This window comes from Sulfitobacter sp. (genome assembly GCF_036960155.1).
Classification (GTDB): Bacteria; Pseudomonadota; Alphaproteobacteria; order Rhodobacterales; family Rhodobacteraceae; genus Sulfitobacter.
Window position 1 is genome coordinate 1 of the sequence record NZ_JBALWB010000007.1, and the last position, 23,075, is coordinate 23,075.

Annotated in this window: 30 protein-coding genes and 1 pseudogene; 5 read left to right on the plus strand and 26 right to left on the minus strand. The window is 54.1% G+C overall.

All coding sequences use genetic code 11. The features are described 5' to 3' along the window. The 25 genes and pseudogenes from V7775_RS15175 to V7775_RS15295 form a co-directional block, all read right to left on the minus strand. A pseudogene (locus tag V7775_RS15175) lies at positions 1 to 361 on the minus strand (hypothetical protein); the annotation flags it as partial. A 17-nt stretch (positions 362 to 378) separates the two neighbouring features. Next, on the minus strand, positions 379 to 2,898 hold the full coding sequence (locus tag V7775_RS15180) for a hypothetical protein (protein ID WP_335752755.1): 2,520 nt from the start codon (positions 2,896 to 2,898) through the stop codon (positions 379 to 381). Further along, positions 2,889 to 3,311 (minus strand): DUF6950 family protein, encoded by a 423-nt coding sequence (locus V7775_RS15185; protein ID WP_335752756.1) that lies wholly within the window; start codon positions 3,309 to 3,311, stop codon positions 2,889 to 2,891. The genes V7775_RS15180 and V7775_RS15185 overlap by 10 nt, the downstream gene beginning before the upstream one ends. Continuing rightward, positions 3,308 to 3,898 (minus strand): hypothetical protein, encoded by a 591-nt coding sequence (locus V7775_RS15190; protein WP_335752757.1) that lies wholly within the window; start codon positions 3,896 to 3,898, stop codon positions 3,308 to 3,310. The genes V7775_RS15185 and V7775_RS15190 overlap by 4 nt, the downstream gene beginning before the upstream one ends. Next, positions 3,883 to 4,617, minus strand: coding sequence for a hypothetical protein (locus V7775_RS15195; RefSeq protein WP_335752758.1), 735 nt, complete (start codon positions 4,615 to 4,617; stop codon positions 3,883 to 3,885). Before V7775_RS15195 ends, V7775_RS15190 begins: the two co-directional genes overlap by 16 nt. After that, complete coding sequence (locus tag V7775_RS15200; protein ID WP_335752759.1) at positions 4,617 to 6,956, minus strand: hypothetical protein; 2,340 nt, start codon at positions 6,954 to 6,956, stop codon at positions 4,617 to 4,619. The genes V7775_RS15195 and V7775_RS15200 overlap by 1 nt, the downstream gene beginning before the upstream one ends. A 206-nt stretch (positions 6,957 to 7,162) precedes the next feature. Beyond that, on the minus strand, positions 7,163 to 7,513 hold the full coding sequence (locus tag V7775_RS15205) for a GTA-gp10 family protein (RefSeq protein WP_335752760.1): 351 nt from the start codon (positions 7,511 to 7,513) through the stop codon (positions 7,163 to 7,165). Further along, a complete protein-coding gene (locus V7775_RS15210) occupies positions 7,513 to 7,959 on the minus strand; it encodes a phage major tail protein, TP901-1 family (RefSeq protein ID WP_335752761.1) in 447 nt (148 codons plus the stop codon). The genes V7775_RS15205 and V7775_RS15210 overlap by 1 nt, the downstream gene beginning before the upstream one ends. 101 nt (positions 7,960 to 8,060) lie before the next feature. Next, on the minus strand, positions 8,061 to 8,471 hold the full coding sequence (locus tag V7775_RS15215; RefSeq protein WP_335752762.1) for a DUF3168 domain-containing protein: 411 nt from the start codon (positions 8,469 to 8,471) through the stop codon (positions 8,061 to 8,063). Beyond that, positions 8,471 to 8,809 carry a hypothetical protein gene (locus V7775_RS15220; protein WP_335752763.1) on the minus strand — a complete coding sequence of 113 codons (339 nt, stop codon included), beginning with the start codon at positions 8,807 to 8,809 and terminating at the stop codon, positions 8,471 to 8,473. Before V7775_RS15220 ends, V7775_RS15215 begins: the two co-directional genes overlap by 1 nt. Beyond that, complete coding sequence (locus V7775_RS15225; protein WP_335752764.1) at positions 8,806 to 9,144, minus strand: phage head closure protein; 339 nt, start codon at positions 9,142 to 9,144, stop codon at positions 8,806 to 8,808. The genes V7775_RS15220 and V7775_RS15225 overlap by 4 nt, the downstream gene beginning before the upstream one ends. Continuing rightward, positions 9,141 to 9,434 (minus strand): head-tail connector protein, encoded by a 294-nt coding sequence (locus V7775_RS15230; protein ID WP_335752765.1) that lies wholly within the window; start codon positions 9,432 to 9,434, stop codon positions 9,141 to 9,143. Before V7775_RS15230 ends, V7775_RS15225 begins: the two co-directional genes overlap by 4 nt. Beyond that, the gene (locus tag V7775_RS15235) at positions 9,434 to 9,865 is read right to left on the minus strand and encodes a hypothetical protein (RefSeq protein ID WP_335752766.1); all 432 of its coding nucleotides are present in this window, start codon (positions 9,863 to 9,865) and stop codon (positions 9,434 to 9,436) included. Before V7775_RS15235 ends, V7775_RS15230 begins: the two co-directional genes overlap by 1 nt. 57 nt (positions 9,866 to 9,922) lie before the next feature. After that, entirely contained in the window at positions 9,923 to 11,239 is a 1,317-nt protein-coding gene (locus V7775_RS15240; protein ID WP_335752767.1) for a phage major capsid protein, read from the minus strand. A gap of 10 nt (positions 11,240 to 11,249) precedes the next feature. Further along, complete coding sequence (locus tag V7775_RS15245; RefSeq protein WP_335752768.1) at positions 11,250 to 12,089, minus strand: head maturation protease, ClpP-related; 840 nt, start codon at positions 12,087 to 12,089, stop codon at positions 11,250 to 11,252. Continuing rightward, positions 12,086 to 13,315 carry a phage portal protein gene (locus V7775_RS15250; protein ID WP_335752769.1) on the minus strand — a complete coding sequence of 410 codons (1,230 nt, stop codon included), beginning with the start codon at positions 13,313 to 13,315 and terminating at the stop codon, positions 12,086 to 12,088. The genes V7775_RS15245 and V7775_RS15250 overlap by 4 nt, the downstream gene beginning before the upstream one ends. Then, positions 13,312 to 15,024, minus strand: a complete 1,713-nt coding sequence (locus V7775_RS15255) for a terminase TerL endonuclease subunit (RefSeq protein WP_335752770.1) — start codon at positions 15,022 to 15,024, stop codon at positions 13,312 to 13,314. The genes V7775_RS15250 and V7775_RS15255 overlap by 4 nt, the downstream gene beginning before the upstream one ends. Beyond that, the gene (locus tag V7775_RS15260; protein ID WP_335752771.1) at positions 15,008 to 15,487 is read right to left on the minus strand and encodes a hypothetical protein; all 480 of its coding nucleotides are present in this window, start codon (positions 15,485 to 15,487) and stop codon (positions 15,008 to 15,010) included. Before V7775_RS15260 ends, V7775_RS15255 begins: the two co-directional genes overlap by 17 nt. 72 nt (positions 15,488 to 15,559) lie before the next feature. After that, positions 15,560 to 15,922 carry an HNH endonuclease gene (locus V7775_RS15265; RefSeq protein ID WP_335752772.1) on the minus strand — a complete coding sequence of 121 codons (363 nt, stop codon included), beginning with the start codon at positions 15,920 to 15,922 and terminating at the stop codon, positions 15,560 to 15,562. A gap of 144 nt (positions 15,923 to 16,066) precedes the next feature. Beyond that, on the minus strand, positions 16,067 to 16,750 hold the full coding sequence (locus V7775_RS15270; protein WP_335752773.1) for a hypothetical protein: 684 nt from the start codon (positions 16,748 to 16,750) through the stop codon (positions 16,067 to 16,069). Beyond that, positions 16,747 to 17,403 carry a hypothetical protein gene (locus V7775_RS15275; RefSeq protein WP_335752774.1) on the minus strand — a complete coding sequence of 219 codons (657 nt, stop codon included), beginning with the start codon at positions 17,401 to 17,403 and terminating at the stop codon, positions 16,747 to 16,749. The genes V7775_RS15270 and V7775_RS15275 overlap by 4 nt, the downstream gene beginning before the upstream one ends. 116 nt (positions 17,404 to 17,519) lie before the next feature. After that, complete coding sequence (locus V7775_RS15280; RefSeq protein WP_335752775.1) at positions 17,520 to 18,197, minus strand: hypothetical protein; 678 nt, start codon at positions 18,195 to 18,197, stop codon at positions 17,520 to 17,522. Next, entirely contained in the window at positions 18,194 to 18,649 is a 456-nt protein-coding gene (locus V7775_RS15285; RefSeq protein WP_335752776.1) for a hypothetical protein, read from the minus strand. The genes V7775_RS15280 and V7775_RS15285 overlap by 4 nt, the downstream gene beginning before the upstream one ends. A 57-nt stretch (positions 18,650 to 18,706) precedes the next feature. Then, the gene (locus V7775_RS15290; protein WP_335752777.1) at positions 18,707 to 19,426 is read right to left on the minus strand and encodes a DNA-methyltransferase; all 720 of its coding nucleotides are present in this window, start codon (positions 19,424 to 19,426) and stop codon (positions 18,707 to 18,709) included. Between the two features lie 337 nt (positions 19,427 to 19,763). Next, positions 19,764 to 19,937, minus strand: a complete 174-nt coding sequence (locus V7775_RS15295; RefSeq protein ID WP_335752778.1) for a hypothetical protein — start codon at positions 19,935 to 19,937, stop codon at positions 19,764 to 19,766. A 51-nt stretch (positions 19,938 to 19,988) separates the two neighbouring features. Here V7775_RS15295 and V7775_RS15300 point away from each other — a divergent pair, with 51 nt between their 5' ends. Together V7775_RS15300 and V7775_RS15305 are read left to right on the plus strand one after the other, a co-directional pair. Further along, positions 19,989 to 20,426, plus strand: a complete 438-nt coding sequence (locus V7775_RS15300) for a helix-turn-helix domain-containing protein (protein ID WP_335752779.1) — start codon at positions 19,989 to 19,991, stop codon at positions 20,424 to 20,426. A gap of 199 nt (positions 20,427 to 20,625) precedes the next feature. Beyond that, a complete protein-coding gene (locus V7775_RS15305) occupies positions 20,626 to 21,270 on the plus strand; it encodes a hypothetical protein (protein ID WP_335752780.1) in 645 nt (214 codons plus the stop codon). Here the strand turns inward: V7775_RS15305 and V7775_RS15310 are convergent. Beyond that, a complete protein-coding gene (locus V7775_RS15310; protein WP_335752781.1) occupies positions 21,208 to 21,963 on the minus strand; it encodes a hypothetical protein in 756 nt (251 codons plus the stop codon). The genes V7775_RS15305 and V7775_RS15310 overlap by 63 nt on opposite strands. A gap of 209 nt (positions 21,964 to 22,172) precedes the next feature. On the opposite strand from V7775_RS15310, the gene V7775_RS15315 reads away from it, so the two are divergent. From V7775_RS15315 to V7775_RS15325, 3 genes are read left to right on the plus strand one after another with little or no spacing between them, the layout of a single operon-like run. After that, on the plus strand, positions 22,173 to 22,517 hold the full coding sequence (locus tag V7775_RS15315; RefSeq protein ID WP_335752782.1) for a hypothetical protein: 345 nt from the start codon (positions 22,173 to 22,175) through the stop codon (positions 22,515 to 22,517). Further along, on the plus strand, positions 22,514 to 22,720 hold the full coding sequence (locus tag V7775_RS15320) for a hypothetical protein (RefSeq protein ID WP_335752783.1): 207 nt from the start codon (positions 22,514 to 22,516) through the stop codon (positions 22,718 to 22,720). The genes V7775_RS15315 and V7775_RS15320 overlap by 4 nt, the downstream gene beginning before the upstream one ends. A gap of 47 nt (positions 22,721 to 22,767) precedes the next feature. Next, positions 22,768 to 23,070, plus strand: coding sequence for a hypothetical protein (locus tag V7775_RS15325; RefSeq protein ID WP_335752784.1), 303 nt, complete (start codon positions 22,768 to 22,770; stop codon positions 23,068 to 23,070). Positions 23,071 to 23,075 lie beyond the last annotated feature (5 nt).

Below are 23,075 nucleotides of genomic sequence, written 5' to 3' on the forward strand. Positions count from 1 at the left end.
CTAGCGCTGTCTCCAGACCTGTGACGTCGCCAATCGCGTGGTCGTGATCAGATGCAGCCTTGCCACCTAGCGCTGTCTCCAGACCTGTGACGTCGCCAATCGCGTGGTCGTGATCAGATGCAGCCTTGCCACCTAGCGCTGTCTCCAGACCTGTGACGTCGCCAATCGCGTGGTCGTGATCAGATGCAGCCTTGCCGCCTAGCGCGGTCTCCAGACCTGTGACGTCGCCAATTGCATGGTCATGATCAGATGCAGCGGAACCTTCGTAAAGAACCCCAAGCGCTACATCGATTTCATCTTGCATTGCTTCAAGCGTTACATCGCCCCCTGAAACAGGAAACGTGACTGTTGGTGCGGCCATCAGCTCACCTCTTTCTATTATGGAATTTGCAGTGTGAACGGTCCAACGGGTGTGCCTTCGGCCCCCGAAACCGTAACCGGAACAAGCCAAAAATCAGCCTCTCCCAGTGGAACTGTATTCGGCGTGCTGACGACTGCAAAAGCGTTGTCAATATCGCCGTCGAACGTAGAGCCAGCATAAAAGCTGATTTTGACGGTATTTGCAGGTGTGGTCACAAAGTCGCTAAATGTGCCGTTTGAGGTTGTTTGGCGCTGCATATTTGTATCGCCAGTGGCCCGCATTCCGACACCACCTGCAGTCCTTCCGATCACGTCAAACGTGAAGCGAATAGACGTACCCTCGGCAACATCTGAAACTGTCTGCTCCAACCAGCTCAACACGCCTGCCGTGTGGCTTGCTGTACCACCTGCAATGGACCAACCGCCCGCATCGAGCGTCCAAGCTGAGGTATCGGCAAAGTCACCATTCGCCAGCAAATTCACGGCATCGGCATCGCCAACGATGATGTCGAACGCTTCCCCCGGCACGGCATCAACAACCTGCCCCAAACGCTCTGCTGCATCAAAGCCCGCCCCGACATCCGCGCGAAAGGCTTGCAAGCCGCTAAACGCCATACTGCTAGGGCCTGTCCCTGCGAACAGGACCCGCCCCGGCTCAGAGACAGCAGTAGTGCCAACGATGTCGAAGGAATAGAAAGCGCCCGTTAGCTCAGTCCAATCACTACGGCCAGACGAGGAAATCGAGCGAACGCGCACATCGTGACCGCCTGCGATTGCTGCAATATTCAGATAGAAAAACACCTTGTCAGCATCATTCAGCGTTTCAGCAGAAACATAGCCGCCTGTCTCATAGTCCCCATCGGTTAATCGCCACTGCCATTCATACTGTTCAACAGAGGAACTTGTGGAGGGATCAAATTGGAACAAGAAACGAGGCACAAAAGCGCCGCCCGTGTTCTGGTCTATGCCATCGCCACTTGTGACCGATAACGCCCCCGGCTTGGCAACCCCATCACGCTGACTATCATAATCAACGTGGACAACTTCCTCTTCGTCGGTTGCAGGGTTCCAATCAAAAACAGCGTCTGAATATTCTTGCAGCGCAACTGGGCAGCGCATCGCCACACCATCGTCACTGACCATATGGACCGCGGCGCCAATATCTTGCACCTCGTAAAGGCCATTTGCGTAAGTCCCATATGGCGGGATAACACCCAGATCAACCACAGACCCTGACACCGCTTTGATTGCAGACGGTGGCGCAACAAAGGATACCGCCCGCTGCAATCTGGATATCTTGCCAAAGATGTTGCGCAACCGCTGCGCTTGGGTCGCAGATGAAACCATCGATAAATCAAGCGTCTTAACGCTGGGCTGGCCACCATCAGCATCCAGCGCACCCGGAATAGCCCAAGGCGTCAACTCTGCCGGCTCACCACCGCGCGCAAAGGGCGAATAGTTAACCCGTAGATCAGTCACAAGGCTGGCATCTTCCAAGAGCGCGGAATACGCGAAACCCTCTAGGCTATCGGTGATGGTCACCGCCGTTGTGCGTGGTGCTGCCGGAACCGCACCAAGCTGCCCGCCCGATCTGGTCAGCCGCGCACCCATGCAAGCCAATAATGGCTGGACCAACTGCTCCAACTCAGACCCGTCAAAAACCACAACGCCAGACGTGGCATAACGCGGCTCTGTCCCGCCAGAGTTCAGGCTCACAGCTTCGGCTGAAACATCAGCGCAAACGTCCCACATTGGCATTGCAAGATTGCGCAGCTCGTAAGGCCGAAAGGGGTTTTGCCGCCAGAGGTCCAAGGCGCATAGACCTGCGTTTTCAGACCACTCCCAAGTGTCGGGATCATCGGCATCATGTGCCGCCTCACGCGGATCATAAACCAGTGAAAACCGCCCCTCCGGTTCAAGTGACGGAACAGCAGATGGCCAGCGCTCAGATCGCTTTCCATTATCCCCGGCTTTTAACTTCGCCCAGACAAACGTGCATCCGGTCCCGATATCAGACGCCTTCCATTTCAGTTCGTCGCTGTCATCGATATAACCCGCTTCATCAAGGAAAACCTGCGGTGGCTGCGTCTGATCACCCAAACCAATCCAAAACGTCGCGTGATCCTTAAACGGGTATTCTGTAGCGGTGGCCCCGCCTGTTAACGTGAAATCATACGGGTCACCTGTCAGTTCAACTTCCCTGTTATCAATATAGAGGGTGAAGCCGCCATCGCTCGGACGACTTGATATCAGCCAACACGCATAGGCGTACTCTCCTACAACAGGATATGGCAGTGGTGTTCCTGAAACGAGAAAGCGCCCATATGGATAGCGATATGAAGGTCGCGAAGTTGGAAATGTCAGGTCTCTCTTTAAGTCCTGTTGCTTGGGCGTGCTTGCGAAAGATGCCGCCACGCGCGACAGCAAGACGCTACCCGCAAAACGAAGTGCCGCCGCCCCTATGGCGCTGTAAGCCGATGCAACGCCCGCACCAATCCCCCCCAAACCTGACAGGGATAACAATGCACCTATTCCCATGAAACACCCCACGCGCGCGCGCAATTATGTGGCAGAACACAAAGACCGTTTGGCCCTTTAGTTGCCCACTCATTGCCTTGAATATTGATACCTAAGACCCAGCCAAACGGGCTTGCCTCAACAGGAACGGCGATAGACCCGATCACCCCAGAACACGGCGCGCAGGGCACAAGGCCCGCTGCTAAAGCAAGCGCATCGTGACACGCCTCGGCCCCGCCAAAGCGCGCCAGATAGCGCAATGCACCCCAGTTCGTTTTGTAATTGGCATTTGTCACCGGATTTACACCGAACAACCGCTCAAACGCCCACCCTGCCGTCCTGCAGCAATCACGCCCAGCCACATCATGCGGGCCGAACATTTCCGCCATACAAGCCGCAAGCGCCGCATCAGGCGACACAGAGCGCACAATCACGCAGCGGGCCACTGAGGGGGGCTTTTTGCCCACTTTGCCGCGTTGCTGACACGTCTAAACATCGTGTCGCCCGGATGCTTTGCTTGATGCTCTTCATCAGAATGAACGATTTGGGCACCCGACCTTGCAGGCTGGCCAGACTTCACCTTGACGGAAAACGTTGAGAGCTTTCGGCCTTCGCCCAAATTGAAATCAGACTTGCCCATCGAACCTGTAAAGACACGCAACGGTGCGCCGATAAGAATGGCCCCGCCTGGTGTAGTGGTGCAGCCAGAATAGATGTCTACTTGCCGCCCTCTAGTGTTTTGATCATCAGCAAGCGCCAAAAGTTCGTCAGCAGGCCCAGCAACGCCTAAAACCGCTTCCTCTGGCACGGCGCCGCCTGCTTCAATCGGAATAGTGATGCTACCGATTTTACCAAGGCCCAGCCAAGTTTGGCCATCAAGAGACAACTCGCCAACGCCTGAGTGTAGAAACAACTCACCATCCGGCACGTCCAAATAGACCATGGCGATAGGGTAAAAGATTGGCTTTTGATATTCCGCCAATAGCAGCGGATCGATATCACGCTCTAAGTCGAAACCCATGGGTTTACCTCCGTGAATCCGTCTGCGTATTCGCTGGCGAAAGCTTCTCTCAGCTCAAATCCGTAACTGTAATTGCCGGAAAGTGGTTGCTTCGCGCGCGGGAAATTCAAGATCTCAAACACCGCAGTCTCTTCAATCCCGATCTGGACCTCACCATCCGCAAGAGCCGTCATAAGATAAACACGGGCATTGCCACCGCTGTCCGCGTGCGCAGTTCGCAAAACAGTTGCGGTCACATCACCAACAGTGACGCGCTCAGTTGGAAGGACTGCCACCTTATTCGGGGCGAAACCCGTGCAATCAAGATAGGGCCACCCATCATGGCCCGCTACGCCGTCAATCCGAGATCCGGTAGTCAAGTTCAGACCAACGCCATTTGCAGTCAGGTCAACATCAGCGCCAGCCGCCAAAAAGTTTGTATCCACCGCACCACGCCTAAACCCCTGCCCCTCCAACGCTTGAAACCAGAACCGCGGCAAAAGCGTCATCCGTACAAATGGGGGCTTGCCGTCCAATAGCATTTTCAGCGCCTCAACATAGGCAGCCCCGTCTCTGGTTTTCCCGATCCCAGCAATATCCGCGCTCACCAACCGCCGTGTAGGTTCCGATTGTGACAGGCTTACAGCGCCAGAAAGCCCCTCACTGCGCTGAACAGGACGATCCTGCGTGCGCTCATGTCCCGTCATAAAGACGGGAGGCCATGCAAATACCTCGGGCATTATGGTGCCCTTCCAAATGCTGAGGTTTGAGACATGCGCTTTCCTGTGGCCTGCACTGATTGATCAACAATATTCGGGATGGCCCGCGCAACAACCTGTCCCGTCCGATCGGTCACAAATGCGCCAAGCGCTCCTGTGCTTGGGTCCATTGTTACAGTGACGTTCAGGCTGGATGCACCGCCGCCGCTTCCATCAACCATCCGCTTTGATAGATCGTGTGGAATAATCTGCGTTCCATCGGGAAGGTTCATAAGCTCTCCACCGCGTTCATTAACGGTAGTCAGCCCCCCACGCCAATTAGACGTGCCGTTGGCGTTTGAGCCAATATTCAGCAAGCCGCCTAACAGGCCGCTAGTGCCGCCGCCAAGCAGACCTCCCAGCAATCCACTACCGGACGTTTTTGAGCCGCCGGCAAATAAGCCAGTGCCAAACAGCGCATACTCAAACGCCGCCCGCTTGATTGCATCCTTGAAGTTGTCAAAGGCATCAGCGCCGCCCATGGCAGCGTCAATCACGCTATCCTTGAACTGGCCTTGGATTTGCTCCATCGCTGCGATTTTGTCGCGTGCTTGGTCGTATTTCGCTGCAAGGTCTCCGACTTCCGCCGCTTCGGCATCAATCTTTTCCGTTAGTTCTTCAGTGATCGACATGCCGCGCTTTTTGGCTTCATCGAGTAACTTGTGCTTTGTGGTCAGTGCTGCAATTTCGCCCTTGCTCTTGCCGATCATGTCGATTTGACGCTGCAGTTTTTCCAGCTCACCCTCAGCAATGCTAAATAGAGGCGCTAAAGCGCGGCTCTTCTTTTTGCGACCGATGCCGCCTTTTGCCCCCTTTACCTTTGGCAAAGGGACACCAGCAGTGCCACCGGGCTGATAAGCGAGTTGAGCCGCAAGATTGTTTTTCTGAATGTCTCCGGCGCTACCACCAAAATCACTAGGGTCACCGCCGCGACCACGACCCGCTCCACTCGCAGCCGCTGCATTTGCAGTGAGCTGTCGCGCCAAGCTGAGGGCTATACCAAAGTTTTCGGCCAACTTTCGGGCCTCGTCCACTGCAGGGGATATCCCCCCAGCCAAGTCAACGGACGCTATACCTTCGGCAGCGTCTTTGCCTTCCTCTAGCCGCGCCGCAAACTCACGCGTCAGTTCCTCTGCTTTGGTCACACCGTCAATAACGTCTTGGTTTACCTTGTCGCCCACCTCAATCAGCAGGTCGCGGATTGTGCCAAGTTGATCTGCCATTGCCGAGAAGTCGCCAACATCCCGCGCTGCTTCAAGCCCTGATTGCGCCTCAGAGATTTGGGAAAGCAGATCCGGCGAAATATTGATATCATCGACAAGCGCTCCGATGTTAGCGAAGTCGCCTTCAATTGCCGCCAGTTCTTCACGCATCTCTACAAGGATGGCTATTTCTTCGGGACTGACAAACTGGCCCGCACCTTGCCGCGCTTCGATAGCCGCCTGAATGCTTTCAATCTCCTGACGGTATGCCGCAGCCTCAGCACGCGCAGCATCTGTGCCAGATGCTGCCAGAGCCGCCGCTACCGTTCCCGCTGTGGCCTCCGCTGCTTTGGCAATCTCCCCGGTTACTTCAGTGATAATTCCAATGACTTTCTCAACCGCCGCGCGCTTGTCTATCTCAAACAACGCGAGCGCCATTTGCTGAACTTCGTCGGTCAGCTCGCCGTATTTTTTGCGCAACCCCTCAAGGTCCGTCAAGTCGCCAGCCGTGCCAGACATTGCCGCGAGAGCCGCGTCAGCCTCCTCCACTCTATCGGTGAAGGTTTTTGCCTTCTTCTTAGTTTCTTCAGTAGCATCCCCAAGATTAAGGAGGACGCCTGCCAATGATGAGCCAACGGCTAGAGCTGCACCCATGACCGCGCCCCAAGGGCCAAAGACCCCCAACATCTGCGAGCCTTGCTGAGAGAAAGCTACAAGCGCGGATTGACCGCCCTGAACCTGCACCGCGAAGTCACCGACCTGATAGCCCGCTTGTTGGAACACATGCCTATTGCGGGTCATGAATCCTGTCTGAGCCGCTACCGCGCTATTCATCGCGACTACGTTGCTTGTGAGGGTCTTTGATTTCGCAATTGTTTGATCGTATTCACGCTGAACAAGATCCATGCCTTTTGCGTGCTGTGCCGCGTCAATGGTTCCGGCCTCAAGAGCCGCATTGAAGCGAAGTTGCTCTTTGGTCAGCTTCGCTTCGGCGGCAGCAAGAGGATTGAACTTACGCTCAAGTCGATCAATCGCCGCGCCCGCCGATTTGGCCTTCTTCTCAAACTGCTGTTGTTGCAATTCAAGAAGGATGGCAATGCGTTCTGTTGGTTCAGCCATGTTTTGCCTTTAGCTCCTGGAATTCATCCCACGTAGGCGGGGCAGTCACTTCGCCCGCATGGGCTTGGTTCCATCCCTCAACAAAGAGAGACCAATCACTGGGCGTCATGGCCCGCCATTCGGAGATGCTTAGTCCTGCGCCGATTGCGCTTTTGATTTTGCTTTGCGCTTCGTAGGTTTCGGGGCGCTCGCTTCGGACGATCCAGCTAAATCGTCTGCTTTTTTTTATCTAAGTCAGCCGGCACAAACGCTGAAAGAACCAAATCCTGAGCCATCGCGCGTATGCGGTGGTTTTCGCTTGGGGGCATATCGTCAACAAGCTTGTCAGCCGATTTGTCGTTTAGGCCACCACCAACCAGACCCAAGGCTATCAGGTCACGGCAATGACGCGCTTGCGGGTCACCTTTACCCAACAACTGGTCGATCATGGCGAAAATACCCAAGCCATGCTGCTTTTCAAAACGCTCAATCTCGCCATTACGCAAGATCAGGGGGCGGCTCTCACCGCCCATCTGTTCAATAATGCCGCCTGCTGGGGCTTCGGCTGTGATTGGCATCAGGAGGCGTCTGCAAAGGCAATGTACCCATCAGATGCCAACGAGATACTATATGTCGCTGCTCCCTCCTGAGTCCCGCCAAACTCGACGTTATCGACGTGGAACGTCCCTTCAAATGTACCAAAATCAGGTACAATGATTTGAAAGTTTCCTTTCGCGTCTGTTGAGTCGGCTTCACCCGCACCAAACGCAATTGCTTTAAAGCGCGTAAGGGATGTGCCACCCTCGAAGATGCCGTCTCCTGATACGGAAATTGACCGCATTCCCGTCATGACTTCCTGCCAGAGCTGCCCTCCAGGATTGGTGCAATCATCCGTGGTAACATCGAAGTTGCTGTTATTGACGGTGATCGTTTTCGAGGTGAGGCCGCAGAGTACAGTAAACTCTTCCGTTTCCTCACCGTTACCAATCTTTATCAGTAATTTACGACCGTTTTGTTTTGTCATGGGTAGGCACTCCTTTTAAGGGAAATCGACGCTTCAAGGCGTTCGTTCCGGCACTTGCCCAAGGTGCGGATATGGGCATGCAGGGTTTTCCCCTGCAATTTCTAACCGTCCAAAATAGTTGAGAATGTGGCAATGGCTGTGTAACTTTTTCCATCCACATCCCGCTCGACGCTCTGCGTCAGCCAATGCATCTGGATCACCGTAAACCCGACAACTTCTAGCGGCGCTTGATCCAATGCTGACACAATAGCCTCGGCGCACTCTGTGGCTTCGCCGCGACCTGACGTATCGGGCCGACTGTGCGCCTCAATTCCGAATGTGACCGTCGCTGCGCGCCCACAATCACTGCGAAGAGGCCGTAGTTCAATTCCGCCAATAGAGATATATGGACGCAAAGCATTTTGTGGCGGCTCATCATAGATCCGCACCCCAACGAGCGCAGAAATACCGCCATCCGCCTTTAGAGCTGCGATTAATGCCGCTTGCAAGGCCAACGCATATCCGCGCGCCATCAACTCACCGCCTTAATGGCATCTCGGATTGCCTTTTTGTTGCGCGCACGCCGTTTCTTGTGGGTGGCCTTCATGGCTGGGTTCTTAAACGGTCGAGGTGCTTGCCCGCCCTCAATAACCTTCGCCTTTGGTCCAAAATCCACTAACTGCGCGCCCTCTTCCACCGCAACATTCTTGATTTGGCCCCGACTACTGCCCGAGATTTCGGGGATCAAAACCTTTGCAACATCCACGATCAGTTCGGCATTTTCTCTGTTCGCCGTCGCAAACTTCGCCTCAATTTCCGGAGTAATCTTTGCCAACATGCGCTTGGTTGCGCTAAAGCCAGTTTTCTTCATTGCGCGCCACCCGCCTGCACCAACATGTCCAGCATAGCATCATCATGTCCAACGTTGGCGATGCCGAGAATGTTCCATTCTTCATTTCGCGTGACGGCTTGATCCGCTTCTGTGATCCCACTCGTTTGGGGAGATTTACGAATTCTGATCGTCGCCGTGCGCAAGTTTTCTACTGATCCGGCTGCAACACGCTCTTTGCCTGTGGTTTCTCGCACATTTCCCCAGACCGTAAACAGATCCTCGAATTGACCGACCGGATTTCCGAGATCATCTACTTGAGATCCCCTGCGCCGAAACTTAACCTGGTGCCGTAAAGCCCCCGCGCCCATCTTCATGTAAACACCCGAAAATCCGCCAGCAAATCTTGTATGCCAAACGGCACAACATCGATATCGCCACTCGCGACGGCCTCTCGATTCAAATAGAAATGCGCGGATAAGAACAACTGCGCCTGAAGCAATGCAGGCGGCAAGCCAGCTGGATAATCGACATCCAAATCCCGGCGTGTGTGACGTGCTATATAATCACGCGCGCTGGCGATATAGCCCTCAAGCCCAGCATCATGTTCCTCACCCTCATCACCACTGAGCCTCAGGTGCCCACGCATATCTACGAGCGTAACCATCAGCCCTGGGTCGCGCCTGATTGTGCAGCCACTAGCGCGGCCTTCAGGTCCTCAATCTCTGTCGTAGCGGCACCCAGCTGATCGTTCGCCGTTTCCAGCTGCTCCAACGCAGCTGCGCGTTCGGTGGTCAATTTGGCTGCGTCTCTTTGCGCTTCAAGCATCGCATTCGTTGCTTGCTTCAACGTTTTAATAGCGGTCTTTCCAGCAGGCGCTACCGATGTGACATCCTTGTTGTGCTCTTTGACTTGCTTGTCAGTCATTTCAACAAAGACGCCCTTTGGGTTATCCTTGGTAATAAGATGCGGGACGACGGATTTCTTCACCCGCTGGTCTTTGGAATCCACCTTGTAAATAGTACCCTTTCGGAATGTTCCGATGGACGTGTGACGTGTCGTATTTGGCATGAAATGCATGTTGTTCTCCAGTTCCATAAGAAAGCGCCACGCAGTCAAACCGCGCGGCGCTCAATTGTTCAGTGATCAGGATGATCAGGCGAAGGTGAAATCGCCCGTCACCATCGCCAACGCACGCTTCACAGCCAGCGCGACACGCTTACGCGCTTTCATCGTCAACATGTCCTCGACAAAGTTGGTGTCATGCTCAGACGAGATCAACACTTCCGTTTCGCGGCGATCATAGAAGGTCGCGGCCATCATCAAGTCACCTGCCAGCCATTCGCCAGAGGTCATGGTGTTGCTCTCCACAACGTCTTTCCCCCACAGCATCGGCGTAGTTCCCGTTGCCGGATCGCCGTAGATATAGCGACCATCAGCAGCGCCCACTTTTTCCAGCTCGATTGCAGCCCAATCCAATGGCGACAGCACAAATGATGAGGCAATGTAATCTTCAAGTGTGATCTGTAGGATTGCCAGGCGCAGCCGATCGATGCGAACTGCGTTCGGCAAGCCAGCAGCCGCAGCAAAGCTTGGCGCGTCAGTCAACAAGCCGCTTAGGTTTTCACCAAGGCCATCACCCGCAAGGATTTGCTTCTCTTCTTCCAAGTCCAGGCCATAGCGCATTTCGCCATCGATCTCGGTTTGAAGAAGATCAGCGTCCTGCATCGTCTCTTCGCTGATGTTGGTGTGGTGTGCGATCTTTTTAACCTCGGCGGTCGCTTTGTCCCACCCGTATTCTGATGCCCCACTTGCAGCACCTTCCGCCACCATTGCCGCCTGACTGGTCCGCACGACCTGCTTACGGTATTTGACCAAATCAGAGGAAACATTCCCCTGCGTTAGCAATTGGCGTATCAACAGTCGACGGCGCGGCATCCGTACTGGATCGCGCTCCTCTTCGTTGTAGATCAACCCACCACCAGAACCAGCTGCAGTGGTCACAGCATTGTTCACCCGCATTGAAAGTGTGCCGTTAGCCCCGGCTTCCACGAATTGACCGATGCGCTCATCTGATGCAACCATCAGACCTAATGACTGGACAGCTCCGCCGCCTGAACGACCTGAGCCACCTTCGGCGACCTGTTGGGACAGATCCAGCAACTTCTTGTCTGTTCCTTCCAAGGTATCGGTCAGGTTTTTAACGGCCTTCGACAGATCGCTTTGCTGCGTGAGTAGTTTGTCAGCAGCAGCTTTGGTTTGCTGGCTCACTTCGCCCGCGCTTGTCGCTTCCTTCAGTGCCTTCTCGGCAGTCTGTTTGACTTCACCGTTCAGCTGATCGAGCTGCTGCGACACTTTTTTCAACATCGTTTCAGTATCGGCATCTGCCATTGGGCTACCGATCACACCCACAGGGCGTGCGGCTGCAAGTGCCGCCATTGAAATGGCGGGCATCATCATACGTTTGTTCATGTTGTTATCCTCAGAGAGATTCGAGTTTCGTCAGCGCTAATGCGGCGAACGTTTCAACGGCAGCGCTAGACGTGCCGGATGGGGCAGCGCGTGACGTGCCCCCTTTCAGGGCAGCGTAGAGTTTACGCCGCTCGGATTTCGGGAGGCTGTGACCACAGGCCAGTGCCACATCGAGTTTCTTTTGTGCCCCAACCTCTGTAAGCGAGGCATTCGATAGGCTGCTGTCCACCTCATCAGAGGCCAACAACGCATCAGCAAAACCCTTTTCGACAGCAGCCGCGCCACCGATCCATGTTTCGCGATCGCACATCGTTGCAAGTTCGGCGCTCGGCAATCCGGTGCGCGCAGCGTAAATATCCACAGCGGCATTATCAAAAGGCTCAAGCCAATCAGCCACATCGCGCAAGGCATGACGATCGCCACATGAACAGACCCATGTATTATGGATCATCAAGAATGAAGCGCGTGCAATTTGCACCTCATCCGCCGCCATTGCGATAACCGATGCAGCCGACGCCGCAATGCCCAGGACTTTCACCGTGACCTTGCCGCTGTGTTCCCGCAGCAGATTGTAGATCGCAAGCCCCTCGAAAAAGTCACCGCCCGGTGAATTGATATTCACCACGATGTCGTCATTTCCGATTTCGCGCAGCGCGCCTGCAATGCGCTTTGCCGTGACGCCGTCGCCGTACCAATTCTCCCCGATCGGATCGATAATTGAGATCGAACCTTCATTGGAAACCGACGCTTTCACATCAGGATTCCATCGGCTCAGCGCCTGTTGTGAAAAATCAGATTTCACACCGGGTCGCGCGTTCATATCCACTTTTGGCAGGTTGCGTTTTGTCATTTGTTACCCTTTCCGAGAAGATCAACCGGCGTCAGCGATGTTTGAACAATCAGATCATCATTCGAACCGCCGCGACGGGGGAGATTGAGTTTGTCACGACCTTCATCACCGGACATAAAGCCGCCCATTCGCATTTTTAGCAGGAAGTCACCTTTGGCTTGGCTGTCCATTTGAAGCATCGCCTCGCGGTTGAACTCAAAGAAGTAACGCCGCTGATCCTTTGCAGGGATGAGATCCCGCAAGATCCGTGCTTCGATCCGCGTCAGAAGTGGATTGATCCCCAATGTCAGCCACGACAGCATGATTGCTTCAATCCCGCTGCCCCACATGGTTTGGCCTTCGGACGCATGGCCAACGATAATTGGCGGCACACCAAACCAACGACAGACATCTTCAACATTAAAGCGCCGCGTCTCCAACAGTTGCGCATCCTCGGGGTTCATTTGGATCTGCTTGTAATTCAGGCCAGCTTCCAGAATGAGCGTTTTTCCGGCCCTCGAAGAACCCACGTATTTGCTCAACATGTCTTGGATCTGCGGGCGTTGCTCTGCATTCAAGGTTTGCTCGCTTGTGATCAATCCTGAGGGCATCATCGAATTTGAGAACACGCGACCCGCAGTTTCATCAGCAGCCAACGCGGCACCAATTGAATTTGCCCCGTATTTGATAGCCGATAGCCCCATCCCGTCGCCCGCACCAAAGCCGCGCAAATGGAACATCTTTTCGGCTGGGAGATAGTATTTTTTGCCCCGATCAAGGACCACATACTTCAGCTTTCCGTTGCTCCCGTCAGCTTCAGGCGTAACGTTAAACATAGGCCGTAAGCCAACTAATCTATTACCAATTTCTAACTTTTCAGCGTAACTATTCCCCTTCAACGCCATTGCGGCAACCTGACCCTCCCAGTGCTCGACGCCCGTCTGGCCACTGTTGGGTTGATGGCGCAAGATATCTGAAAGCTCTGTCTCAACAGGACGTTTGCCGCCATCAGATGTTCGCTCGTACATCGTCAGCGGCAATGTCCCGATCAACTGCGAAGTTTTCCGCACGCAGTCATAAGCTGCAGAAATCTCAAGAGATGATTTTGCCGTCACGGATTGACCCGCTTTAGAGCTGTATCCACTCGACATCAGAGCGTCCGATGCCGATGTACTCACCCACCCCGATTCACCAGTTTGCAGTTCGTTGCGTACCGCCCGCACAACCGCTTTAACAACTTTGATCATATAACCATCACCGGATTGCTCAGGAAGTCATCGATCTTCGTGGATGGCGCTTCGGGGTTCTGATCCATCAGCTGCGCGCTGTTGAACATCGCAATCAGGGGGTCAATTTTTGCCACTCCCGCCCTCTCCTTTGTGATCATGATGTTGTTGCCGCGTGCTTCTGCTTTTGCATTCCCCATGCACCAGGTCATTATCGGCTGACCGCCATGCAGCATCGTGCCGTTCAGCAGCCGGCGCTCGATCCCTTTGATAGCTCCGTTCAGCCGGAAGCCCTGCCCGACGCCTTCAATCTGTTCGAGATCGTAACCGCGCTCCCGCAGCTCATCCAGCAAGGCCGCAACGCCCCATGGATCGAGGCCGATGCCCCCTTTGTCAGGCATAATACCTGCGGCGCGAACCTGATCGCAGACGTCTGCCATCTCCTGCACATGCAGGTCAGTGTCATCGTCAATCACCAAATTGCCTGACTGCTGTAGATCAAGTAGTTTGGTTGCAATCTCCTGTCTGCGCTCCAAAACCCCAGAGACACACCACGCCTTTGACCAGGTCAAACGCGCTTTTGTCTCCAAGCAGCGCCCGGTCACGTTCAAAGATGCAAGATCGTCCGCGCCTCCCATGTCACCGCCGACCACAGCAACGTCACAGCGCGCAATCAATTCTGTCAGGGTTAGCCCCTCGATCGCGCAATCATCCCAATAATCAGCAGCAACCCAACGATTACTGTGAAACCCGAGGCCGATCTCAACATTCAGATGTTGACTGATCCAGATTTGCTCAGCTTCGGGTGATTGAGAACCATTGTTCTGATAGTCAGCTTCAAGACGCTCCACATCGATGGAGAACCCAAGGTTCGGCAACACCAGATGCCAGTTTGTCATGTCGCGCCAAAACGCCTCGTCCTTCTGAACAGCCTGCGGGAATTCATACAGAATAGGCAGCATGATTGAGCTATTGCCCGCCTTACCGTCACGGATTTTGCGAGCCTTCAAAAGCTCAGCTTTCCAGACCCCTGTTGGTTCTTTGTCCGACTGGGTTGTGATCATCAGGATTTGACCGCCAGTCTTTGTGATGCCCCCGCCTCGGATCTGCTGCATGACACCAAAGGCGTCCTTCTTCTTACCCAGTTCATGCAGCTCGTCGATGATCGTCAACACTGGAATTTCGCCAGTGATGATGCCTGTATCGAACGTCTTAACGTCCAGCTTCGCACCTGTTTTGCGGCGCACTATCCGTTTTTTGTGGTCGATGATCTGAAAGATTGCGTTCAGGTCCGGATCTTGCCGGATCATTGCCTGCGCCTGATCAAAGCAACGTGTGGAAATATTCTGGCTAGGCGCGACAATCAACATCTGCGCATTTGGCGTTTCTTCAAGATAGAGGGCCGTCAAGCCGAGGCCTGCGCTGTAGGTTGTTTTCGAGCTCTTCTTGGGCACCATGCACAGAAGTTCCCAAACAATCCGTTTTGACGTGATTGGATCAGAACTAGCGAGAAAGGCGACCAATATGTCCTTGAACCATTCTCCGCAGGCGTCTTGCAGCGCTGGACTTCCAACAACATCAGGCAACCGGAGCTGATTGAAAAACGCCAATGCTTCGGCGGCGCGATCCTGATCAATCGGCACATCAGCCATCGGTGTTTCGCCGGCTTGCAGCTTTTCCCACCAATCAAGGCAAGAGAACCGTGGCATGTCATCAATGCTGTCGAGCACTATTTGCCTCCTCTGTCACGCGGGCCTTGATACGTTCTTCTGCACTGGCCGAGGCCTCTTGATTCACTTGTTTCTTACCCGGCTTTGGCGCGTTCTTGTCGATCCCGCGCGCACGCAGTTGCGCTTCAGTAATCATCAAATCGTTTTTCTCAACCATCTGATTAAACAACCTCATCGCTCCTACATTGCCAGCATCCGCAGCCTTCCAAACAACCATGAGACGCTGAGCATCCAACCGATCTCTCTGAACAAGCCGAGCGTTCAACTCTGAAAAGTAATACCGTCTCAGCGTGGGTTGAGAGACATGTAAAGCTGCTGCAATGCGCTCATTGCTCCACCCCATAGCTACTAACATGATGGTTTTATTACGATTTTCTTGAGTCGCTATATGAGCGGGACGCCCACGCCGCCCCCCTGGCAACCGCACTGGGTCGCCAAACAGGTCAAAATCACCGTCGCTCAAGAAAAAAATCCCTCAATGTTATGGAGGCGGGTCTACAGGCTTGGCGGTTGTGGACTTTTGACCCACCCCCCTTCATGCCAGACCGCGCCGCTCCAAGCTTTGTTTCGTGCTGTTGTGCCATCCCGACGTCACTGACTGCAGGTTCTGCTCATCCCAGAACAGCACCGGATCTCCACGATGCGGAATGATGTGGTCGACCACTGCGCTATTGTCCGCTGGATACTTGCCCACAAGCGGCTGACCTGTCTGCTTGCACTTATATCCGTCACGCTTAAGCACTTCCCGCCGCAGTTTGCGCCAGCGTGCTGTCTTGTACCAAGCGCGCCATGGTTGAGCCTGATCGCGGCTACGGCTACGAGCCTGTTCACCAGGTGCCGCCTGCAATGGAGCGCGCCGGACACTCAGCGCTGAGCCAGTAACCTTTAATCGGCCCATCTGTGCGTTACCTTCCACTCAGGGCTTTAGCCCGACAAATGCATGGGAACCTCCCACCTAGAACGCAAAGCGCCCGCCGAGGATTAACCTTGGCGGGCGCTGATGTGGTGTTGGCACTGTGTCTAGGGGGTCATCATTTATTCGTCAAATACTATTTTGCCAAGGCCGCATTGTAGGCAATCTATCGGACACCAGCCAACGGGACATATTGTTATAATTTACAAAGGTTTGACGCAATTCAACTAACGCCAATCGCCACTGCAAGTAGTTACGCCTTGCACGGGCTATATGTACATCGGACAGCGTGTAGGTCACCGGGCACACCATCACATCATGCCGCTTCACCTTTCGCCCAGAGCAGTCCACCACAACGCCAATCGTCTCAGTGACACCCCAAGTCCCGTGCATATTCTGACGTGTAGCCACAGGAACGCACCGCGTTTGCCTACCCACCAACGCATCCGGCACACGCCGCGTGCGCGACAGCTCAGCAATCTGTACAGCCATCGACCGCCCGCCGCATCCTTCCGGCAGCACAGCAACCGCCGCGGCTACCAAATCAGCGTCGGGGTGTGGATCAGACCGCCCACCACCATCGATACGGCAACCCAACCTGCCCCGCTCAAGCATCCGGTGAGCATTGCCCGACTGGCCAAAACCCTGTGCTAGCGTCCCTTCGTCCTCGAAATCAACAGACGCGCATTCATCCGCAAATGCCCACTCCAACAACCGCTGGATGCTGATCTCTTGCCGCACACGACCCACCTCATCAGGCACTTTCACGCGACTACGCGGCGCGGCCAAAACCATTCGTCGTGCCACCATCATGCCTTGGCCTTTTCAGCCAGACCCAGCTCACGCGCATCTTCACATCGTTTTTCTGCACTGATGCGACGCTCCAACCAAGACGCATCCACATCACTCAGGTCGCGCCCCGCCTCACGGTCAGCTCTTACCCCTTCGGCACGGCGTGCCGCGCTTCGGCCCATCTCGCTGATCTGCCCCAACACATATCCACCAGGGAACTTGCGATTTTCACGCAGCCACTTCATCAACTCTGGCGCGTAGCCGCCACTCAGCGCCGCCTCACCAACAGAATGCGCAAACACCGCCCGCATCAATGGCGATGCATCACCGACGGGCGGCTGGTGTTTCATGGCAAGTGGCAACACAACCGTCGCCAAAGGGAACCTATCCCGTTGGGGCCCACCGCCGCAGCCAGCCAACTCCTCGCAAAGCCCACCAAGGCTTAGCGCATTCATGTAGGCCAATCGTTGGCAAATCTCGGTTTTCATTTCGTCAAACTTGATCTTGTTCAAGAGTGAGGGCTTCACCAATCCCAACCGCTCCAATGGTTCAATCAACAACTCCCGCACTTGCTGCTCACCAATCTTTTGCGCCACTGCGTCCATTCTCACTTCCCCTTTTCTCAGCAATTCCAACTTATCCACAGGCCAACCGTTCAAGTCTGAGCGATCCACACTCTCCTTTTCTATTCTCTCATTTCATTTCCTCTCTTATGTCTGGAACAGTTCTATTCTGTTCGGAACTGTTCCGTTCTGTTCCACCCACAGGTTGCCGAAATTATTCAATGAATTCAGCCCGAAGGGCGCGAACGCCCCAAAACACTCTCCGCTGCCGCAGCCTTGAGCGCGCGCGCGATCGAATGCTGAAACTGAGGCATCCGGCGCTGCCCATTGTGATGCTCCAGCAGCCAGTCATCCAACCACCCGACCGCATACTCATCCTTGCAAAGATCGGGACCACAGCCACATTCCCGCAGCACACCAACCAGCCGCCTACGGCGCGCGTCCACAGCTTTACTTTCATTGCTGGCCTTATGTTCCTGATGGCCATGCAGGGCGGCTGTCATCACCTCCTGAACAACTGGATGGGCCAAGCGGATTTCGCCATTGTCACATTGCACAGGATGCCAATTGTACAGCGGGCTGAACGTGCGCTGCTTCAATGAAATCCACTTTTCCAGCGGCACCCCCAACAAGAACGCGAGGCTGTCATCATCTGCTGGCAGCGTACCCAAAGGCGTCTCACCATGCGCTTTCCAGAACAGTTCCATACCGAAAAACCCAACTTCGGGATCGCGATAAGCCTTCTTGCGAAAGTTGCTGCGGTCGTATCGTGCGTGATTGAACTGAACGAAATAATGAGAATCAAGCCGCTCGGTTGACGCGATCGGGTAAACTTCCAGACCTCCCGTATCAACCAGCCTTGGAGCGCCGCCAGCATCCATATGTTCCGGTCCCGCAAACCTCATGACCCAACTTCCCCATCACTTTCAGCAACTGCGACCTTTTCAAGCAAAGGCCACTGCGCCCGAAACTCGGCTTCCGCAGGCTTCCAGCGCAGCAACTGACCTTCCCATGGCAGGCCACTCATTCTGTCGTAGTGCAGCTGTAAGGCTGTGAACCGATCAAAACCCTCAGCTCTGGCCATCAGATCCAAACGATGCCCATGCGCGTCTGGCACCCCGTCGCGTAAAAAGCCGCCCTCAGTGATCGTCACGGGGATCGACAGACAGCACCGGACCACCATCAGGCGATGATAGCCCTCTGACTTGGCATAATCAGGCGGCAGGTTGCCGCAATCGATGTGCAACAAATCACCCTCAGCGGCGTGTTTGCGCTTTTGATGTGGCTTAAGAACAGACGCTTTTTCGCCAAAGATTACAGCGCGTGCTAGGTTTTTTTGAACATTATAGGTGACCATCAGTGGAGCACCTCGGCACACCCAGCCGCAAACGTTTGCTTAGCTAGCCTTTGAAAATCACCCATTCAAACTCTCCTCACGTGCAACCACAGCTGTCTGCGCACGCAGGCAGCCCGCTTCGAAATGCGCTAAATCTTTCTCAATCCCGATCGCGCAGCGCCCCTCTTGAACGGCAGCAACCAATGTCGTGCCCGACCCCATGAAGGGATCGAGAACGCATTGACTGGGCTCAGAGGAATTGCGCACATACATCGCCATCAGCTCGACGGGCTTTTGTGTCGGATGCACCGCATCTTTGGGGCGCGGCATTGTCTGCCCGCGCTTATCGCCGCCATGGTTGATGTCGCGGGCCTTGCCCTTCCAAAGGAACAAAGTGAATTCTTCGTGCTTCATGTAATATCGGGACCGCGAAGGGCTGATCTTATCCCAGCTCAACAGGCCGTGGTATTTGAACCCTGCCCCTAGAAAACCGCCATGCGCCGCGAATAGGTTCTTGTCCTCGCACATGATGTAACAATCGCCATTCGCCTTAAGCGCACGATACAACGGCCCGCCAATTTCAGCCCATTTCACAACATCCATAAACAGTCCGGTGTTGTCATAAACCTCATCATCAAACTTGCCGCCCATCGCGGCCGATCCGGTGCCGCCAGAGGTCAACTTATAGGGCGGATCACTAACGATCAGATCAGCACAGCCGCGCAGATCCGGCAGGATATCTAACGCGTCACCGTGATACAGCGTGCATTCGCCAATGGTGACCATCTGACCAATCATGCTGCCGCAGCTCCCAACAAAAAAAGGCCGCGTGCCCGAATAGGAACACGCGGCCAGTTGACAGGGAGGCGGTGCGCACGACGAACACGCCGCGCACACCAGGTATTCCCACGATCATTGCCTCTGGAGGAGAAAAGGCCGTGGAAATCTTGTTGAGGAGCGGCACAGCGTCCCCACACCGCACCGCCCCCCGCGCACGCAACCCCATCCCCCGAGGATTTGCGCGCACTGCACATCAGTCGGCGACTGGGCAAAGGAACACCCACGCGCGCCAGCGGAACGGCGAAAACTCTAGCAGAATAAACCGCAGCCCCTTCCTGATGTTGCATTTGAATTTTCATGCTGCTTCTTCGGCAGCGCCATCACCTACAGGCAACCCATCCTCAAGATCACAAGCATCAATATAGCGCTCCAACAGTACCGCCTTACGAATTGTCAGGCGGTTTTCACGCAACCTTCCGATACTCTTGTCATCACCCAATGCACGCTTGCCAAAGTAGCTTTCAGCCATATTTCGCCGCTTCAAAACGCCTTCAACTCGTGCGAGCAATACCTTTACGGCATGTTCCGTCAGCGTCTGATTTTTACGTTTGATTTCCTCATCCATAAAACCGCTATATCTATTTTAATAGACGAAGCCAACATCCAAAATAAAGGGAGTGCAATTTTATCCGTTAAAATAGATACTGTGACCATGATTGAATCCTACGACATCGCTGCAATGCGACTGCGCCTCGCCTCAGCACTGAAAGACAATGGCATCAGCTATGCTGCCGCCTCTCAGAAGGCTGGCGCATCAACTGGCTATGTTCATTCGATCGTTGCGGGAAGTGCCGACCCTGGCACAAAAAAGCTTGCAAACATATGTCGCGCAAACAACATATCCTTTGCGTATGTTGTTTTTGGCTTTCATATATCGTCTGAAACCGAAGAGCTGATATCACTGTTCGAATCTCGTCCAGAGCAGCGCGACAATATCTTGGCATTGATCAAGCGTTGATCGCCATCGCTCACCAGCCTCAAAGTGTCGCGAACCTCTTCTTCATTCAATTGCGAAATTCTCAAAACTAGCTCTTCTAACGAAATATCCAATGCTGGCTCCAAGGTTTGATACTACCATAAGTTGGTATTGCGACGGTTAGGGTTGTGTCAAACTTAAGTTTATGATTTCCTTAATTTAGGAAATCTGGAGCGTTGACATGTTTGTATTTCGAAAAAACTTAAAGCGAGCCATCGATAGTTCACCCTACTCCAAGTCCGTCAGCAAGCTCTCGATGGACGCCGCGCTCGGCGAAAAAACGCTTGGCAACATGTTAAACAACGCATCTGTAGATACTGCAAAAGCGGGCCCAGGCTTATTCGGAATGAAGCGTGTCGCTGATCTACTCGGAATTCCGCTTGATTACCTTGTAGGTCAAAACTTCGACGACAGGCCAACACCCAACATGGTGATTGAACGCTTCAGATCGACAGGCGGAAGAATTGAAGGGTTTTCCGACCTTTTACCTATGGCTGACCTCTACCATCCAGCATCCGAAGCGGACACCACCTTAACTTTGATATCACAAGGGAAGAACAGCCTCTCCGCTCAAATGATGCCAAGCCCTAGCACAGCAAATCTGCAAAAAGTACTCGATGAATTGGTCGGTTCTGATCTCCTGAGAAATACAATTCGCGACCACAGTATCAACAACACGAAGCATTGCTTTGCCACGCCCGAAGAAATCAACAGCCCAATGCCAAGCGAACCCCACCGGATTAAGGTTGATTACATTCGGGTACTAGCTCGCCTCACCGACAGTGCGGGAGCTGCCTTTACGTTCAATTATTGCTTCCGCACTTAATGGCCCACCCTTTCCCGATTGTACAACTTCGATCACTGACCGAACGGACCCTTCTAAACTGCGTGCAGGAAGGAACGCGGCGCATTCATCGTTGCTTCTACCTTCCGGTGGATCACCGACCCAGCGATAGGGCTGGCGCTCGACCACACTGAAGCCATACTGAAAGGCGGCGCCTCTCGCAGCATCGCGCCTCCGCAAAAAACAATAGATCCAGTCTGGCTCCCATTTTAAGGAACACAGCAGGTGTCCGATTGCCGTGAAGCTCTGCAAGATCACGAGAGATGGCCTTAAGCGCTTCGCAACAAATAGATCGCCAAAATAGACCAGCCGGCCCTGGACGACACTTGATATCGCCGGACTAACATTCTCAATCCGCTGCATCCCACCATCAAGGTAGCCTCGGCGGAAAATGCGGGGCCAATACCGATCTAACGTCTCACCGCGTAGATCCTCCAGTCGCGCAGCCCCCATCACCACCGGACCATCTGCGTCATGCAGACACAGCCAAATACAATTCCCAGCCGTAAAGTCATTGAATTCCGGCGACGTGAAGGGAGAAAGATGATCCTTCCCAGACAATTCCATCATCTCAGAAATACGCGAATAGTCCTCAACCAGCTCCAACGTCAGACCTTGCCGAATGAGATCCTCCCGCAAAATTCCGATCGAATGAGATCGCTCCAAAATGTCCAAGGGTCATCCTTTCTTGCTCTTAAAGATCCAGCACCCATACGAAAGAACCAAGAACATCAACAAGTCCAACTGCTTTGTGCTGGCTTTCGTCAGCTTGATTCCACGTCAGCGCGACAAATACATCTATTATTTTGGATATTCATATTGATTATCTATTAAAATAGATGTACGAATGGCCCATATTTGACCCGACTAGACGAGGATACGTCATGAATTTAGAGACTTCAAATCGAACCCAATCCGCCCATCACATCATAACAAATCCCAATGATTTCACTGATCAACCGATCCTTCGCGCCGCGGCGTGGGCGGCAATGATGACTGCACGGAACAACGCAATCAGCCTAAACAGCATGGCCTACACCTTACTCGACACCCACCGCGTACCAGTCACTGCGAAAACCATTGCAGACACCCGCGAACAGATCGAAACCGCTCTGGACGAAACCACACCCCAAAACGTCCCCCGTCAGATCCGCATCAAACAACGCGTATGCAATCATGCACTCACCATCGGCCATACGATGGGTCCGCATGGCGGCGATGCGGCATGACCTGCACAACCCAATCCCGCCTCATTGATCAAGAGTGCGCCGTTCGGGATGCCATGGGCGTGCTGGCCGATGTGACACAGCACAGCACAACCGCCCTCGCAACCGCCTGCGATACGATTGAACGGTTCTCGCGTAATCCGAACACCCTCAGAAAATCAACCTTCGTGCGTGAAATCATCAAAGCTGAACAACCCGCGCCATAGGCAATCGAAATTGGCGGCGCACGTAACAGAACAGGAGACGGCACAGCATGAAACAGTATCTTGCAACCCTCTTTGGATGGCGCCAACCGCGCCACCTGCCCGCCCAAATGATGCAGATGCACGTCACGCTGCTGATGTGCGACGGCACCGTCACCGAGCAACATGTGCAGATACCCGACACAACACCACTTAGCGGCATCATTCGCTCCGTCGCAATCCAGCTTTTCGCACAACACGATATCTCAGGCGAGGTCGCGCGCATCGGTGAAATCACCCTGCGCGCAAGCAATTGCTCTGCTGTGTCGGCAGCAATGATCCAGACCGAAACCCTCACCCTCAGATCAGTTTAGCAAGG